The sequence below is a fragment of the Streptomyces sp. NPDC001668 genome (assembly GCF_042893155.1).
Taxonomy (GTDB): domain Bacteria; phylum Actinomycetota; class Actinomycetes; order Streptomycetales; family Streptomycetaceae; genus Streptomyces.
In genome coordinates this window covers 386738-402515 of record NZ_JBIAUQ010000002.1, presented here as the reverse complement: position 1 = coordinate 402515, position 15778 = coordinate 386738, and the positions used below count along the sequence as shown (strand labels likewise).

Here is a 15778-nt window from a genome sequence, read left to right as displayed (position 1 = left end):
AGGTGACGTATGAACTTGTTCAACCGTGGCACCATGTTCCGCCGCACGGACCGCACGGAACCCGCCGACGTTTCCCAGCCCCCCACGGGGACGTCGGCCACTGCCACAGCCGTCCTTCCCGACCCGGGACTGGCGGCCCTGACCGGGGAATGGGCCATCGACCCCGCACACAGCAGGATCGGCTTCTCCGTACGCCACGCCATGGTCACCACCGTGCGCGGGGCGTTCCTGGAGTACCAGAGCCGCCTGTACTTCGACGGCCGCGACCCGTCCCGCTCCAAGGCGGAGATCATCATCTCCACCGGCAGCGTCGACACCGGCGTGGAGCAGCGCGACGGCCACCTCGTCGGCCGGGACTTCCTGGACGCCTCGGCCTATCCGCGCATGCGGTTCGCCAGTACCGGCGTGGAGGTCGTCGGCCCCGACGTATATCGGATGACCGGCGACCTCACCATCAAGGCCACCACCCGCCCCGTGGTCCTGGACCTCACCTACATAGGCCATGTCACCGACCCGTTCGGCTACCAGCGGGCGGGTTTCGACGGCACCACCACCATCAACCGCTCCGAGTGGGGCCTGACCTACAGCACCAGGCTCGCCGAGGGCGGTGCCATGGTCAGCGAGAAAGTGCGCCTCCAGTTCGACATCGCCGCGATCCGCACACCTCCGGCCGGCTGACCCGACATCCGCCGCGCACAGTGGGCCACGAACCCGTCCGGGTTCGTGGCCCACTGTGGTGCCGCCGGGGCTGTCAGCGCCCTCGCACCAGCCCCGCCAGATAGCGCCACAGCGACGAACGCGGCCGTACGGCGGACTCCTCGGCCGCGGTCGAGCCGGCGGGGGCGGGGAGGGCCGGGAGCGGGGGCACCGGGAGGGCCGGCGTGCCCGAGAGCGTGTACCGCACCGGGAGGGAGCGCAGCCCGCGCATGAACGGTGAGGAGCGCCAGGGCAGTTGATCGACGGGCAGCGACAACTCCAGCCCGGACAGCCGCTCGAAGAGCCTGCTCACGCCGATCGCCGCCGCGCCCCCGGCCAGTTCCCGCGCCGGGCACTGCCGTGGACCGGCGCCCCAGGACAGATGGGCCCGCGTGCTGATGGTCGACTCGGGGCAGACCTTCCCCGCGAAGGCCGGATCCGCGTGTGCGGCGCCGACCGACACCCACACCGGATCGCCCGCCGCGATGGTGTACTCGCCGAGCCGCATGTCCTTCAGGGGGAACCGCGGCACGAAGTTGATCAGCGGCGGCTTCTGCATCACCACCCGGTTCATGGTCTCCCTGATCAGCCCCGCCGACAGACTGGCGCTGGCGGGGAGGTTCCCGGTGATGACCTCGACGACCGTGTTGGAGATCAGGATGCCGACATGGTCCGAGGTCATCCCGAGCAGCATCATCAGCTCGCGCGACAACTCCTCGACACTCAGGCCGGGATGGGAGGCGAGCAGATAGGAGGGGAAGTCGTCGCCCGGCTCCTTCATCTTCCACGCGCCGAGCTCCGACAGGGTGGCGAGCAGCCGCTCCAGCGCGGGCCCCGCGTCCGGACCCGCGTCCAGCACCCGCCACATGTCCATCAGCGCGTCGTCGTGCTGCGAGCCCGGGAAGCCCAGCAGATGACTGGCGACCATCAGCGGCAGCGGCCGCGCGAACTGCGCCGACAGATCCGCCCACCCGGTGCGCCCGCCCTGCGTGAACAGCGAGATCAGTTCGTCGGCGTCACGGGTGATCTGCGCCTTGAGCCGCTTGGCCACCGGGTGCCGGGGGTCCTGGAAGGGCCGCAGCGCGGTGTCCCAGGCCACCTTCAGCCCGCGGTAGCCCTCACCGCCCTGGATGAGTATGTGGTTGACGTCCAGGGACGGCGCGAGCGGCCAGTCCGCGGGCAGCCGCCCCTCCCTGTGCGCCCGCCAGTTCTCCAGCCCCTTGGGCCAGGCGTGGTCGTCGCGGAGGACCTCGTACGCCTCCTCGTAGCCCAGCACGAGCCAGACGGGCACACCCAGCAGGTCGACCGGCGCGACCGGGCCGTGCGCCCGGCGCAACCGCTCGTACACGATCGCCGGATCCCGTTCGTAGTCGCGGGTCATGAGCGGTTCGAGGCTCATCGACTCCAGCGGCCCGTGACCGGCTGCCGATCCGCTGTTCAGTTGGACCCCCATGGCTTCCTTCCCTCGCTCAGGCGCTACGCCAGAGTAATGTGACCCCCTGCGCTGCCTCCATGGCGGGGGGTGATTATCGGGACGCCCCGGGTGGCCGGCGGGGTGAACGGCGAACGGCACCGCCCGCAGACGGTGCCGTTCCTGGTCCGTGTCGCCCGCTACGGAGTCCACTTGATGTTCGGGTTCACATTGCCGGTCCAGTTGAAGACGGCCATGTTGTCCCAGCCGTTGCCGCTGTTGCTGATGTCGGCCGGGTCCCACCCGTTGCCCTTCACCGCGTACCAGGTGGGCTCCCAGTAGAAGACCCCGATCGCGCCGTTGCTGCGGGCCGCGTTCTGCACGGCGGTGAAGTTGTCCGCCTGGCCCTGCCACGACAGCGGGTAGCCCGAGCAGCCGCTCGTGATGGAGTTGGCGGTGCTGTCCGCGTTGGCCGAGGTGAACGGGTAGGCCGTCTCGGCGATGACGACGTCCTTGCCGTAGCGGGACTTCATGTCGGCCACGACACTGCCCATGTTGGCGATCGTGCCGTGCCACGGGCAGTAGTACGACAGCCCGGTGATGTCCCAGTTGACGCCCTTGGCCTTGATGCCGTCGTAGAACCAGCGGGCGTTGGCGTCACTGTCGGCGTCGGCGGTGTGGATGATCACCTGGGTGCCGCTGTTGCACGCCTTGGTCGCGTTGTAGCCCGACTTGAGCAGCAGGCTGAGGTTGGTGAAGTCGTTGTTGACGACCTTGCCCTCGTTCCACAGCATGCCGACGTTGATCTCGTTGCCGATCTGCACGCTGTCCGGGGTGGTGCCCTGGGACTTGAGGCTGTTGCAGACGTCGTACGTGTAGTTGTAGACGTCGGTCTGCAACTGGCCGATGGTGTGACCGGCCCACGCCGCGGGCTTGTTCTGGTTGCCCGGGTCCGCCCAGGTGTCCGAGTAGTGGAAGTCGACCAGCAGCTTGAGCCCCTTGGCCTTCACCTGCTTCGCGTACGACAGCACCTTGGCCTTGTTGTTGTAGCCGCTGGCGGGGTTGTTCCACACGCGCAGGCGGACGTAGTTGACGCCGAGGCCCTTGAGGATGTCCAGCGGGTCCTTGGCGGTGCCGCTCGCGTCGTAGTACTTGGCACCGAGGTCGAGGGCGCGCTGGGCGGTCGACACGTCGGCGCCGCGCATGGTGAGCGTCCCGGCGGCGGAGGCGCTGGTGGACGTGGTGAGCAGGGATGCGGGCAGGGCGAGGGCCGCCAGGAGCGTGGCGGCCCTCACGAGGCGGCGCGGACCTTTGACGGTCATCCCGACCTCCTTGTCTGACATGACCATGTGGATGGGTTCCGTGAACGTTCACAGTAGAAGTCGATGTCGTGGCTGTAAATACATGCGGCGAACGCATTTCGTGGAGGTTGAAGAGGTGTGAACCAGGGGCAGTTGCTGTGTACGTACACAGTTCGAGGGCGGAGATACCCCGAGGGCAGAATGACCACCATGGTCAACGACCCGCGTACCCTCCACGACCGTCTCGTCGCACAACCCCGTCCGGCCGACCTGGTCCTCGCGCCCGACGGCACACGCCTGATCCTTTCGGTGGGGGCCCTCGACGATGAGGGGACCCGGTACGTGTCGGAGCTGTGGGAGGTGGATCCGACGGGCGAACGCGACCCCCGACCCGTGACCGGGTCCGTCCAGGGCGACTCCGCCCCCGTGTTCGCCGCCGACGGCACTTTGACGGTCCTGTCCACCCGTAGTACCGACGACCCGCCGGGAGCGGGGGTGTGGACGCTGTCCGCGAACGGCGAGGCCGAGAGGATCGCCCACCACCCGGGCGGGACAACCGCGTTCACCATCGCCGCTCGTTCGCGCACCCTCGCCTACACGGCCGGTCTGCTGCCAGGTGCCGCAGACGCTCGGACGCACGGCGACCTGCTCCAGCAGCGTCAGCGGTCCGGCGTCACCGCGATCCTCTACGAGGCGACTCCCACCCGCGCCGGCGGCGTGGACCTCGGCCCCGCCGAACCGCACACCTTCGTCCTTCGTGGCGACGCCCCGCCGGTCGACGCCGGTGGCCAAGGCCTCGCAGGCACCGGCGACATGGCCCTCTCACCGGACGGGACAGCGGTCGCCTACACACGGGCACCGACGAGCACCGCCCCGGACACGAACGTCGTGGTGATGGCCGACGCGGCGACCGGCGTGGAGCGCCGCACGTTCTCCCGCCCAGGTCACCAGTACTACCGCCCGGTCTTCACCGCCGACGGCACGCTTCTGATCTGCCAACGCCAACGGGAGGAGACGTATGACAGCGAGTGGCGGGTGACCCTCGTCGCCTTCGACGTCGAATCGGGCGAAGAGACGGACCTCCTGCCGGACTTCGACAACTGGCCCTGGCCGGGCCGGGCGATCCCCTCGCCGGTCGCCGGGGACGCCACGCTGTGGTTCACCGGCGACGAGCGGGGGCACTGCCCCGTCTTCCGCCGTGACCCGGACGGCACAGTCACCCGCCTCACCGCCTCCGGTGCCTACGCCTCCCTCTGCGTGACGCCCGACGGGTCCACCCTCTACGCGCTGCGCAGCACGCTCGACAGCCCACCGCAGGCGGTCCGCCTGGACGCCGGCGAGCCCGACCAGGACCCCACCCTCCTCAAGACGCCGGGCGACCTCGGCCCTCTCCCCAGCACGCTGACCGAGGTGCACACGACCGCGGACGACGGCTTCGCGCTGCGGGCCTGGCTGATCCTGCCCGAGGATGCGGCACCCGACGACCCGTCACCCCTCCTCGTCGAGGCGCACGGCGGACCCCAGTCCTCCTGGACCGGCTGGCCATGGCAGTGGAACCCCTGGCCCTTCGTGGCCCGCGGATACGCGGTACTCCTGCCCGATCCGGCCCTGTCCACCGGATACGGGCAACAGATGCAGGCACGCGGCCGCGGCCGGTACGGCGGCCGGCCTTACGGCGACGTCATCGCCCTGACCGACGCCGCACTGGCCCGAGCCGACCTCGACGCGAGCCGAACGGCCCTCGCCGGCTGGTCCTTCGGCGGCTACCTCGCGGGACGCACCGCGACCCTCACCGACCGCTTCAGAGCACTCGTCTCACACGCCGGGATGTGGAACCTGGAGTCCTTCCAGGGCGACACCGACATGCACACGTACTTCCGGAAGATCTACGGCGACCCGCGCACCCGGCGCGAACGGTACGAGGCGGACTCGCCGCACTTCGACGCGGCGAACCTGACGACACCGATGCTGATCGTGCACGGCGGGAAGGACTACCGGGTGCCGGTGGGCCAGTCGCTGGCACTCCACAACGACCTCCAACGGCAGGGGGTACCCGCCAAGTTCCTGTATTTCCCGGACGAGAACCACGGCATCGGAGCCCCCCACCACCTGTGCCTCGTGTACGAGACGGCGCTGAACTTCCTCGACCACCATGTCCTCGGCGAGGAGTGGAGGCGGCCGGGGCTCCTGTGACGTCAACCGGTCGGGACGACTGTGCCCCGGCTACCGCGCGTCGAGGGCCTTGTCGAGGGTGAGGGTCGCGTCGATGAGGGCCAGATGCGTGAACGCCTGCGGGAAGTTCCCCAGTTGGCGGCCCGTCAGATCGATCTCCTCCGAGTACAGGCCCAGGTGGTTGGCGTACCCCAGCATCTTCTCGAACACCAGCCGTGCCTGGTCCGTCCGCCCCGCACGGACGAGGGCGTCGACGTACATGAACGTGCACAGCGAGAAGGTGCCCTCCGTGCCGTGCAGGCCGTCGGGCGAGGCCTCCGGGTTGTAGCGGTAGACGAGGCTGTCGCTGACCAGTTCCCGCTCCATGGCGTCCAGGGTCGTTCCCCAGATCGGATCCTCGGCGTTGAGAAACCCGACCGTCCCCATCCGCAGCAGCGAGGAGTCCAGCACGTCACTGCCGTACTGCTGGACGAAGGCCTGCCGTTGCTCGTTCCACCCCTTCGCCATGACCTGTTCGTACACGGCGTCCCGCTCGGTCTCCCACCGTCCGGCCGCCGACGGCCAGCCCTTAGCCGCGGCCAGGCGCAGAGCCCGGTCGAACGCCACCCACGACATGACCCGGCCGTAGGTGAAGTTCTGCTTACCTCCGCGGGTCTCCCAGATGCCCTCCTCCGCCTGGTCCCAGTTGTCGGCCAGCCAGTCCAGGTTCGCCCGCATCGAGGTCCATCCCTCGTACCCGACCTGGAGTCCGTGCTGGTGCGCGAAGTAGATGCTGTCCAGCGCCTCGCCGTAGATGTCCAGTTGGAGTTGCGTCGCGGCGCCGTTGCCGATCCGTACGGGCCCGGAGCCCGCATAGCCCTCCCAGTGGCCGAGGGTCTGCTCTTCCAGGTCGGACGAGCCGTCGACCTTGTACATGATGTTGAGCGGGCCCGTGGTCCCGCCGCTGCCGGCCTGCTCCTTGACCCGGTCGCTCAGCCAGGCGGTGAACGCCCGGGCCTCCTCCGTGAAGCCCAGCCCCAAGAGGGCGTACACGGAGAAGGAGGCGTCACGGATCCAGGTGAAGCGGTAGTCCCAGTTGCGCACGCCGCCCAGTTCCTCCGGGAGGGCCGCCGTCGGGGCGGCCACGAGGGCGCCGGTGGGTGCGTACGTCATGAGCTTGAGGGTGATCGCGGAGCGCTCCACCATCTCGCGCCAGCGCCCGCGGTAGCGCGACTGTGCCAGCCAGGATCGCCAGAACGCCACCGTCTCGTCGAAGAGCCGCTCGTATGCGTCCTGGCGGACCTCGGCGGGTGGCCCGTCGGCGCCCATCTCCAGAACCAGCCCGCGCTGCTGACCGGCCTGCAGCGTCAGCGGCAGGTGCAGATCGCCATCCTGATCTTTGAGAACGTCGGCGAGCCGCTCGTCGTCCGGGTCACGGATGAGGTGCACGGTGAGGTTCGTGCCGTCCTCCGGGGCGAAGACTGCGCCGTGCTGGGTGAGGTGCAACTCGTGCTTCCTGCGCCCGTAGTCGAACCGCGGGGCGATCTCGATCTGGAACGTCATGCTGCCGCGCACGCAGCGGACCAGACGCACCAGCCGGTCGCGGTGGGTGAACCTCGTACCGGTCACTGGCATGAAGTCGACCACCTCGCCGGCGCCTGCCTCGGTCATGAACCGGGTCACCAGCACGGCCGTGCCGGGCAGGTACAACTGCTTGGTCGAGTGAGTTCCGTGCGTCGGCTGGATTGTGCAGTACCCGCCCTTCTCTTTGTCCAGCAGCGCTCCGAAGACACTCGGCGAGTCGAACCGCGGTGAGCAGAACCAGTCGACCGTGCCTTCGGTGGTGACCAGCGCCGCGGTCTGCAGATCGCCGATGAGACCGTGGTTCTCGATCAGTGGGTAGCCGTCCATCGGGGCGCCCCTTTCGTGTGCGCGCTGTGCGCTGGTCAGGTCTAATTCGTCTTCCACTTCGCATTGTCGGGGATCGTCTTTTCCGGCACTCGAACCTGGATGATGGAGGGGCCGCTCGAGTTGTCCAGCGCACCCGCCACGGCTTCCTTCAGTTCTCCGTACGTGCCGACTTCCCATCCACGGCAGCCGAAGACCTCGGCCAGTCTGCTGTAATTCCACCGGTGCAGCTCGCACGGCTTGTAGTACGGCTTGTCGGAATGGAATACCGAGGCGTCGGCGAGCCATTGCTCCACGGCGTAGACGCCGTTGTCGATGACGAAAATGACCGGATCGAGGCTGAACCGCGTCTGAGTCGACAGGCATTGGGCGGTCATCTGGAAGCCGCCGTCTCCCGAGAACACCACGACCTTCTGGTCGGGCCCCTTAGCCAGGCAGATACCCGTCGCGGCCGGCGCGCTGTAGCCGATCGACGAGTACGAGGACTGGACGATGAATCCGCCCGGCCGTGGCACGTCGAGCAGGAGACTCCCGAAGTAGTTCATGCTCGCGTCGGCCCCGACGATGGTGTCCGTGTCGATGTACTGCTGGACGTAGTTGTAGAACCCCTGGTAGGTGATGACATCGGCCTCGCCCACGGTCGGCGCGCTGCGCGCCGGCTTCTCCGGTGGTTTCCCCGCCCTGGGGGTGACGTTCTCCGCCAGGATGCCGTCCATCAGGTGCTCCAACGCCACCTGTCCGCCGAAGAAGGTTCCGAACTTGACCGCGTCGAACGACGCGAATGCGGTCTTGTCGTAGTCCGGGTCCCAGCCCAGCGAGTTGATGTCCGTCAGCCACACACCGAGGGCCAGGACGAAGTCGGACGTGCCGACGAGATCCGTCACGCCCGTCGACGAGGCCTGGCCGTCGAGCACGCCGGCGAACAGTGCGTCGTCTTCGGAGAGGACGGCCTTGCTGAGGAGTTCCGTGACGAACGGGACGTTCAGTTGCTGGATCAGGCGCATGGCCTTGTCCTGAAGGCCGAGCCGGTCGATCTCCACGCCGAGCCAGATGAGCGGATTCTCGGCGCTTTCGAGCCGCGCGCAGATCTGTGCGACCGACTGTTCCAGGCTCGTCTCGTCCGACAGGATCCTGGCCGGCTTCAGCAGACCCCTCGGCGGCTCGCACTCCAGATCGACCATGTCCTGGAGCAGCTCGATGTACACCGGTCGCCGATCACTGATGCACCTGGTCAGCGCGTAATCAATCAGCGTCGGCGCGAGGTCCGGATTTTCGATCCGTATGGCCGCGACCGTCAGGTGCTCGAACGACTGGAAGTCCGTTTCGCGCCCACTGATGAAGTGGTGGGCACTGAAGCCGGTCTGCTCGAAGGTGATGGTCCTCTTGATGCTCGGTGTGCCGTTGATCAGCACGAGCGGCACCTTCTCGACGTAGGCACCGGCGACAGCGTTCACGGCGCACAGCGCGCCTGCGGAGTAGGTGACGCAGAGGGCGCCGATGCCCTTCATTCTCGCGTATCCGTCCGCCGCGTAACCGGCGTTCACCTCGTTGACTTCTTCGACGATTTCAATTCCGCCCGGCGTAACATACCGATTCAACCACTCGATCGAGTAGTCGCCCGCGATGGCGAACAGGTGCGCCAACCCGAGTTGGCGGAGCCGGTCCACCAGGTACTGTCCTACAGTGCATCCCTCGTTCATGGCGGGAACACCTCCGTGCTCAGTAGTCGCTCGCGCCGCCGAACAGCCGGGGCATGTAGATGTCGAAGATTCCCGGGCACTTGCGTTCCGGGTACCGCTGCAGCATGAAATTCTTGAAGGCGTCACCCGTCAGCCCGTTGCCGATGGCCTGCCGAGCGGCGGAGAGGTATTCGATGTTGCGAGCGACTTCGTTCTTGTCGGCCGGCAGGCCGTGGCCCGGCATGAACAGCTCGTAGTCCGACACCAGCATGTCCTGCAGCACCCGGGTCCAGTGATCCATGTGTTTCGTCAGATACAGATGGGTGCCGCTGTAGACCAGGTCCTGAGTGAAATACACCCCTGTCTCAGGAAGCCTGATGGTGAGGTGGTAGTCGATCTCGGTGTCTGTCACCCGGTCAAAGACGTACCTCACCCCGTCGATTGTCTCCTCACCGGGACTGACGACCTGTTTGGGAACGACTGTGCGCTCCGGTGCGAGGTCACCGAGTTTCCAGTGGTCACTTAGCGAGTCTTCCCCGTGCTCCTGGACGAAGGTCAGGGTCTCCGACAACGCGTGGACGGTGACGTCGGTGAACGCGGTCCCCAGACCGAACCAGTGGTCAGGGTGCCGGTGTGAGACGTACAGCCTTTCGATCGGCTTGCCGAGGCTGTCCGCGTAGTCCCTGAAGGCCGTCGCATAGGGGGCGAGGAACTGTCCGTCGACGAGAACCAGTTGGTTCCTCGTTTCGATGATGTGCGTGGCGTTCGCGATATTGCTGTACGCGAAGGACGCGACGAAGGTGTGAATACGGACATCATCTGTCTGCTTCACGACCATGATGATGGGGTCTGACACCTGAGCCAGCATTCGAAGCCTCACCTATGTGATGTGGTCTGCTCTTGCAGTTCCTCCAACGCGGCCCTCGCGACGTCGTAGGCGCTGTCCGTGCCGGGCACCGGGTCGTCCTCACCTGGACGCCAGAAACGCCGGCGTGCCATGCGCATGGAGCTGTCGAACGGCGGGATCGCGTTGAACACTTCGATCAGGTAGGGCCCGGGATACACCGGCTCGATCTCGTTCGAGAGGATGTGCCACGGGATCCAGCTGTCCTTCACCGCGCCCCGGTCGGGTGCGGATATATGGACGTAGTAGAGCCGGTCCTGCGCCACCGCCCGCGCGACATTCTCCTTGAAGACCGACGGGCCCTGGCTCTCCATCACGACCTGCGCCGTGTCTATCGTCACGCCACCCTGCGCGTGCTCCAGGCCCTCGAGGAAGTCCAGCACCTCCGAGACCATGTTGGGTGGCGGCGTCTCCCAGCTCTTCACGGGCTCGACGGCAAGTCTCACCTCTCGCGCCGAGGCGTACTCCAACAGCTCTTCGAAGACGGAACGCGCCGCGTCGTAGCGCGGTTTCATCCAGTCCTGCAGGGCGTCGCTCCAGATCGGCTCGTCGGTGTCCGTGACAGGAAAAACCCCGTAGGGGTAGATGAACGGCCCGGACATGATGGAGTCGCCGCCCAGCACCCGGGTGATGTCGACGCGTGACTTCAGGTAGGACAGGGCCTGCCTGCGCTGGTCCTCGTACGGCGATGTCGGGTCGAAGGTCCGCGTGGTGCCGACGTTGGTGGTGAACTTCACCTCCCCCAGCCCTGCCTGCTCGAACGCCTTCTTGAGGCCGACATAGCAGTCGACTTCGAGCTTGTGGTCGACGGTCGTGGGCTGGGCGGCGACATGCACGTCGAACCCGTCGTAGCCCATGTCGGTCAGGGCCTTCAGATGATCGACGAGGATCCGTGTGTACCGTGCGTCCTGTGGCCGTAGATCGGCCGTGAACATGAAGAAGCTGAAGAACACGTCGCGTCCGACTGTCGCGTTCATCGTCACCACCCCAGGACATCGGCGAGATAGGCGCGGGCCTTCTTGGCGTACTCGAGCGGGACGGCCTTGTTCGGATCCTGCTCGGCCTCCACGACCAGCCACCCCTGGAAATGCGCGTCGGCCAGCGCTTCGAGAATGGGCCGGAAGTCGATCGCACCGTCTCCGGGCACGGTGAAGACGCCGAGCTGGATGCCCTCCTGGAACGACAGGCCTTCTTCACGGACCCGCCTCACGACCTCGGGCCGGACGCTCTTCATATGGACGTGGCCGATGCGGTCGGCGTGGGCCCGGGCCAGCTCCAGCGGATCGTCGCCGGCAAAGGCGATATGGCCGGTGTCGAGCAGCAGGTGGACCAGGTCCGGATCGGTCGACGCCATCAGCCGGTCGATGTCGGCCCCGGTCATGACGCCCGTGCCCATGTGGTGGTGGTAGCTGAGCTTCATCCCGGCGGAGGCGGCGATCCTGCCGAGCTCGTCCAGGCCCGATGTCAGGGCGTCCCACTGGGCGTCGGTGAAGTGCGGGCGGTTGGCGAACACGTCCACGGGAAGCAGGTGCGACGAAGCGCCGAACTCGGCCACGACCAGCTCGGTCCCGCCCAGCGCCCTGACATGGGTCAGCGTCTCCTCGAAGGCGGCGATCGTCTTCTGCCGCATCCCGCCGACCGTGAAGTACGTGCTCGTCCAGGGCTCCGACACCCGCAGGCCCCGCAGTTCGAGGGCGGTCTTGAGCTCGGCGGCGTCCGCAGGGTACTTGTGCCCGATGCTGCACCCCTGGAAGCCGGCGAGCGCCATCTCACTCACGGCCTGGCCGAACGGGATTCCGGCGTCGATGGTGGGGAAGTCGTCGTTCCACCACAGCGTGCAGCAGACGCCGAGCTGCACCTTGTCCGGGCTGAGGCGGTCAGCCAGTTCTGTCATCGTGTCGCCCCTTTCAGGTAGCGCTCCGCGATACGGGGTGGCTGAGCCCAGGAGCCGTATCCGGGTGCCTTGGCACCTGGAGGATTGGCTCCGATGGCCCGCCACAGCAGCCCCTCCTGGTAGGAGGCGGCGGTCACCGTGGACGTTCCCACCGCCGCATGAGCCCCGTAGCGATCGATCCACTCCGGCGGAAGCGCGTACCACATCCCGGCGTACCAGAGCTTGATCAGATTGCGGGCCACGGGGCCGAGCCGGTCGTCGCTGAAGATCCGGTGGCGCAGGGCCCGGTCGAACAGATCCCGGTCGAGCGGGCTTCGGGCATTGCTTGCGCGATCAACGGCTGCGTCGGCCCGGGCGGCCCGGTGGGCGTCCAGCAGGGCGTTGACGACCTCGTCGCCGCAGGCGGCCCGTACCTTGGCGAGATACTTGTGGCCCATGCCGGTGCCGAGCAGATCGGTCTCCTCGAAGGCGGTGAGGTCGACCGAGAGGAAGAGGAACCTCTCGAAGGACGGGGTGGTCATCGCGTCACCGCCCGGGCCGTCTCACCGGCACCCGGTGAGGTCTGCGATCCGGCGGTGGCCGGAATCTCGAAGGTGGGAGCGGCGTGCAGGCCACCGCTGCCCGGCAGGGGGTTGCACACCAGCCGGTTGAACCCGTCGCGCAGCCGGAACATGTCGCAGACGGCCTCCTGCAAGAGGCCAGGCTGCCCGTTGAACGCTCTGGTGAGCAGGGCGAGGAAGGCTCCGTAGTCGGCGTTGAAGTCCCGGGCGACCCGCGCCAGTTCCGATCCCGCCGGGTAATCGGCCAGCCGGGGACTCACCTTCACCGGGTACACATCGTCCCAGGAGATGCTCAGCGCGGGCCCCGACGGTGCGTCAGGGCGGTCGCCCACCTCGTAGTAGCGCCCGAGCTGCAGCTGCCGGAACCGGTAGTAGTGGGCCAGCTCCCCTTCCTCGTCGTACATGCCTGAGTCGAGGCCCTCGCCCTGGGCGGCGATGAAGCGCAGCGCCCGCTGGGCCGAGTCCAGGTCGGTGACGACGATCACCTCACCGCCTCCGGAGTAGAAGAACTCCCGCCCCACCTGCAGGGCCGGATCCCCGCAGAAGAGCGAGGGGTCGCCGGCCGACACCTCTTCGAGGCCTTCGATGATCTCGTCGTAGAACTCGCCGATGCTGTAGAAGCGCATCCCCTCGGCCGTGGGGCTGGACACCAGGAGCGGAGTCTGGCCCTCCGGAGTCTTCACCAGCCGCGCGTCGGCGCTCGGGGCACTGCCCGGCCGCTCGATCTTGCAGAACGTCTCCACCGCTTCTGGCGAGAAGGGCCGCAGATCGACGGTGAAGTCGTCCTCCCCGTCGGGCAGATAGGCCGGATAGGACGGCACGAAGCCGGGACGGGTCAGGTCGGGCTTTCCGCCGATGGCGTTCAGGACGTTGGCGACGAGTGTCAGGTGCAGCATCTCCTCCACCGCGGCCACCCGGATGATGTGAGCGGCGTCGGAGTTGGTGGTGGAGCGTATCGAGTAATACGCGGTCAGGTACGTGGGAATGGTCGCGTGTTCGAGCGCCAGAGCCGCGTCCAGGTAACTGATCAGGTCGTCACGCTTCTCGATGGTCGACGGGGTCACCGGGCCACCTCCCCTGAAGTCGACGCTGTGTCGCGCCGGTCCGAAGCAACGTTGATCGGTGCGGTCTCGGAGTCCAGCCGGGCCAGCATGTCCCGGACGCTGCGCAGGCACAGGGCGGCGACGGTGAGCGTCACGTTCGACGTGCCCACGGTGGGCATGCTCCCGCCGCCGACCATGTAGAGGTTCTCGTAGTCCCAGCACCTTTGGTCCACGTCGACCACCGAGGTCGCCGGGTCGCCGCCCATCACATGGGTGCCGGCGAGATGGTTGCCCCCGCGGAGCTCGTACCCCTCGCCGTCGTGAACGGCATAGCCCCAGAAATTCGGGTTGTACGCGGTGTGGTCCTCGGCCCCCAGGCGGGCGAAGATGCGCCTCGACAGCTGCCGGGCGTACGCCACTCCTCGCATCGTGTACTCGGGGACGTCGTAGGTGAGGACGGGCCTCATGTTCCCCAGCCTGTCGGTGAAGTCCGGACTCACGGTGACCCGGTTGCTCGGGTTGGCGGGGACCTCGACCATGAACGCCAGCTGCAGCTGGCGGGACACCCGGTCCACCAGGCCCTGGCGGAGGGACTCGCCGTAGCGGCCGGCCGAGTCCACCAGCTCCATCAGGTCGGTCATCGGCGCGCCCCGCGCCCAGCCCCAGCCGTCGTTGTGGATGTCGACGGTGAAGGCAGCCTGGCGACGGCGGAACCGGCCCCCGCGCAGGTCGGCAATGCCGCCCGTGCAGATCGTGCCCCGGAAGGTACCGGCCACCTCCGGCAGCAGACCCCACGCCAGCAAGTAGGCGTGGTCCATGAAGTTCCGCCCCATGAGTCCGCTCGAACCGCGCAGGCCGGAGGCCAGCATCAGCCGGGGGTTCTCCACCGCGTTGGCGGCCAGGACGAACAGCCGTCCGCGGGCCTTCGCGGTGGTGAAGCCGGGGCTGTCGGGCCGGTCGTAACGGCGGTACTCGATCTCGGTCACCCGGTGCGTGCGCTCGTCGATGTGCACCTTGTGGGCCACCGCCTGGGCCACCAGGTCGACCCGGCCGCTCCGCAGGGCCACGGCGAGGGTCTTGCCCGCGTTGTACTTGGCCTGCACCGGGCAGATGGGCACGCAGTTGTTGTTGCCCTGGCACCGCTCGCCGACCTCGACCTGGTAGGTGCTCACCGCCCCCTGGGGCACATAACCCTTCCCGCCGTCGTACGCCGGGTTCGGTATCCCGTTGCGCCCCTGCGGGAACGGCCGGACCCGCAACTCCCGCTGCTCACCGTCGAGTTCGACGGGCATCCCGTCGACGTCCCTGGCCACCATCCGGTCCAGGTAGGACAGGGGCAGTCCCTTCATGGGAAACACGTAGCCCTCGTCGAAGGTCATCCCGAGGTAGGCCTGGTCCTCCACGTCCGCCGAGACGCCGATCTCGCGTTCGGCCTCGTTGTAGAACGGGGCGAGATCCTCGTAGGTGAGCGGCCAGTCGGCCCCCTCGCCGTAAAGCGTGCGCATCCGGAAGTCCTCGGGCAGCATCCGCAGCGTCTTTCCCTCCCAGTGCATGGTGGTGCCGCCGAGGACCCGCGTGTACGTGGTGTCGGTGGCGAAGGGCCCGTTCTGGACGATGTACGCCGAGGCGTCCGGCGCACCCGGAGTGATGCGCCGGGCGTCGGTGCCGCGGGGCATCGGGGCGTTGGCGACGGCCGGGTAGGGGGCCTGGTTGTCCTTGCTGATGGCCGAGTAGAACCGGTTGAGGTAGCGCTCGTAGCCCCTCAGGCTGAGATTTTCGGCCGGTCCCGCCTCGAGTATCAGCACTCTCCTGCCGGCGGCGCTCAGCCGCGCGGCGATCAGGGCGCCGGATATCCCGCCACCGACGATGACGGCGTCGTAGAGGACCTCGGCCGCCGCCGCGGTGTCGGTGCGCTGCGGCGCTCCTTCGGGGAACTTCTCGTACATCGGGCAGTCACTCCTCTACTGCCAGGCTCTTTGAGCGGTCCTGCCGGTTCCGGCCGGAGGCCGGCTTCCTGGTCACGCGGATGGAAAGCTGTGGACCGGGTGCGTCCATGGGCTGTCGCCACGGGCACGTGGGATTCCGGCTCGAGCAAACCGGATCGATGGCGCAAGAGAGCGCAGAATGTTCATGGCGACTTCAAGCTGCGAGTCTGTACCGCCGGCGGTGAACGCCTGGCGCGCAGAGAACTGCCGCTTCACCCACCATACGCGGTAACCACCAGGACCGCC

Annotated in this window: 12 protein-coding genes; 2 read left to right on the top strand and 10 right to left on the bottom strand. The window is 67.6% G+C overall.

Annotation, left to right across the window (positions count from 1 at the left end):
• The first annotated feature begins 9 nt into the window (after positions 1 to 9).
• Entirely contained in the window at positions 10 to 678 is a 669-nt protein-coding gene (locus ACFYZ8_RS07265; protein WP_388531576.1) for a YceI family protein, read from the top strand.
• A gap of 73 nt (positions 679 to 751) precedes the next feature.
• Here the strand turns inward: ACFYZ8_RS07265 and ACFYZ8_RS07260 are convergent, their stop codons facing one another.
• Together ACFYZ8_RS07260 and ACFYZ8_RS07255 are read right to left on the bottom strand one after the other, a co-directional pair.
• Complete coding sequence (locus ACFYZ8_RS07260) at positions 752 to 2149, bottom strand: cytochrome (protein WP_388531578.1); 1398 nt, start codon at positions 2147 to 2149, stop codon at positions 752 to 754.
• A 158-nt stretch (positions 2150 to 2307) separates the two neighbouring features.
• Complete coding sequence (locus tag ACFYZ8_RS07255) at positions 2308 to 3429, bottom strand: arabinogalactan endo-beta-1,4-galactanase (protein WP_388531580.1); 1122 nt, start codon at positions 3427 to 3429, stop codon at positions 2308 to 2310.
• Between the two features lie 189 nt (positions 3430 to 3618).
• Here ACFYZ8_RS07255 and ACFYZ8_RS07250 point away from each other — a divergent pair, with 189 nt between their 5' ends.
• Positions 3619 to 5601 (top strand): prolyl oligopeptidase family serine peptidase, encoded by a 1983-nt coding sequence (locus ACFYZ8_RS07250; RefSeq protein WP_388531582.1) that lies wholly within the window; start codon positions 3619 to 3621, stop codon positions 5599 to 5601.
• 30 nt (positions 5602 to 5631) lie between these two features.
• On the opposite strand, the gene ACFYZ8_RS07245 is transcribed toward ACFYZ8_RS07250, so the two are convergent.
• Genes ACFYZ8_RS07245 through ACFYZ8_RS07210 form a run of 8 tightly spaced genes read right to left on the bottom strand, consistent with a single transcriptional unit; the run spans position 5632 to position 15493 of the window.
• A complete protein-coding gene (locus tag ACFYZ8_RS07245) occupies positions 5632 to 7470 on the bottom strand; it encodes a glycoside hydrolase family 15 protein (RefSeq protein WP_388531583.1) in 1839 nt (612 codons plus the stop codon).
• Positions 7471 to 7511: 41 nt separating this feature from the next.
• Entirely contained in the window at positions 7512 to 9167 is a 1656-nt protein-coding gene (locus tag ACFYZ8_RS07240; protein WP_388531584.1) for an alpha-keto acid decarboxylase family protein, read from the bottom strand.
• A gap of 19 nt (positions 9168 to 9186) precedes the next feature.
• Entirely contained in the window at positions 9187 to 9978 is a 792-nt protein-coding gene (locus tag ACFYZ8_RS07235; protein ID WP_388531586.1) for an MBL fold metallo-hydrolase, read from the bottom strand.
• Between the two features lie 44 nt (positions 9979 to 10022).
• Positions 10023 to 11027 carry a TIM barrel protein gene (locus ACFYZ8_RS07230; protein ID WP_388531587.1) on the bottom strand — a complete coding sequence of 335 codons (1005 nt, stop codon included), beginning with the start codon at positions 11025 to 11027 and terminating at the stop codon, positions 10023 to 10025.
• A gap of 2 nt (positions 11028 to 11029) precedes the next feature.
• A complete protein-coding gene (iolE, locus tag ACFYZ8_RS07225; protein WP_359034608.1) occupies positions 11030 to 11944 on the bottom strand; it encodes a myo-inosose-2 dehydratase in 915 nt (304 codons plus the stop codon).
• A complete protein-coding gene (locus ACFYZ8_RS07220) occupies positions 11941 to 12465 on the bottom strand; it encodes a hypothetical protein (protein WP_388531589.1) in 525 nt (174 codons plus the stop codon). Before ACFYZ8_RS07220 ends, iolE begins: the two co-directional genes overlap by 4 nt.
• A complete protein-coding gene (locus ACFYZ8_RS07215) occupies positions 12462 to 13568 on the bottom strand; it encodes a ferritin-like protein (protein ID WP_388531591.1) in 1107 nt (368 codons plus the stop codon). The genes ACFYZ8_RS07220 and ACFYZ8_RS07215 overlap by 4 nt, the downstream gene beginning before the upstream one ends.
• Positions 13565 to 15493, bottom strand: coding sequence for a GMC family oxidoreductase (locus ACFYZ8_RS07210; RefSeq protein WP_359034614.1), 1929 nt, complete (start codon positions 15491 to 15493; stop codon positions 13565 to 13567). The genes ACFYZ8_RS07215 and ACFYZ8_RS07210 overlap by 4 nt, the downstream gene beginning before the upstream one ends.
• Positions 15494 to 15778 lie beyond the last annotated feature (285 nt).

Excerpts from the sequence above, each read along its gene's own strand:
- ACFYZ8_RS07230 (WP_388531587.1), bottom strand. The coding sequence starts at position 11,027 with ATGAACGCGACAGTCGGACGCGACGTGTTCTTCAGCTTCTTCATGTTC.
- ACFYZ8_RS07260 (WP_388531578.1), bottom strand. The coding sequence starts at position 2,149 with ATGGGGGTCCAACTGAACAGCGGATCGGCAGCCGGTCACGGGCCGCTG.
- ACFYZ8_RS07265 (WP_388531576.1), top strand. The coding sequence starts at position 10 with ATGAACTTGTTCAACCGTGGCACCATGTTCCGCCGCACGGACCGCACG.
- ACFYZ8_RS07250 (WP_388531582.1), top strand. The coding sequence starts at position 3,619 with ATGGTCAACGACCCGCGTACCCTCCACGACCGTCTCGTCGCACAACCC.
- ACFYZ8_RS07255 (WP_388531580.1), bottom strand. The coding sequence starts at position 3,429 with ATGACCGTCAAAGGTCCGCGCCGCCTCGTGAGGGCCGCCACGCTCCTG.
- ACFYZ8_RS07240 (WP_388531584.1), bottom strand. The coding sequence starts at position 9,167 with ATGAACGAGGGATGCACTGTAGGACAGTACCTGGTGGACCGGCTCCGC.
- iolE (WP_359034608.1), bottom strand. The coding sequence starts at position 11,944 with ATGACAGAACTGGCTGACCGCCTCAGCCCGGACAAGGTGCAGCTCGGC.
- ACFYZ8_RS07220 (WP_388531589.1), bottom strand. The coding sequence starts at position 12,465 with ATGACCACCCCGTCCTTCGAGAGGTTCCTCTTCCTCTCGGTCGACCTC.
- ACFYZ8_RS07245 (WP_388531583.1), bottom strand. The coding sequence starts at position 7,470 with ATGGACGGCTACCCACTGATCGAGAACCACGGTCTCATCGGCGATCTG.
- ACFYZ8_RS07210 (WP_359034614.1), bottom strand. The coding sequence starts at position 15,493 with ATGTACGAGAAGTTCCCCGAAGGAGCGCCGCAGCGCACCGACACCGCG.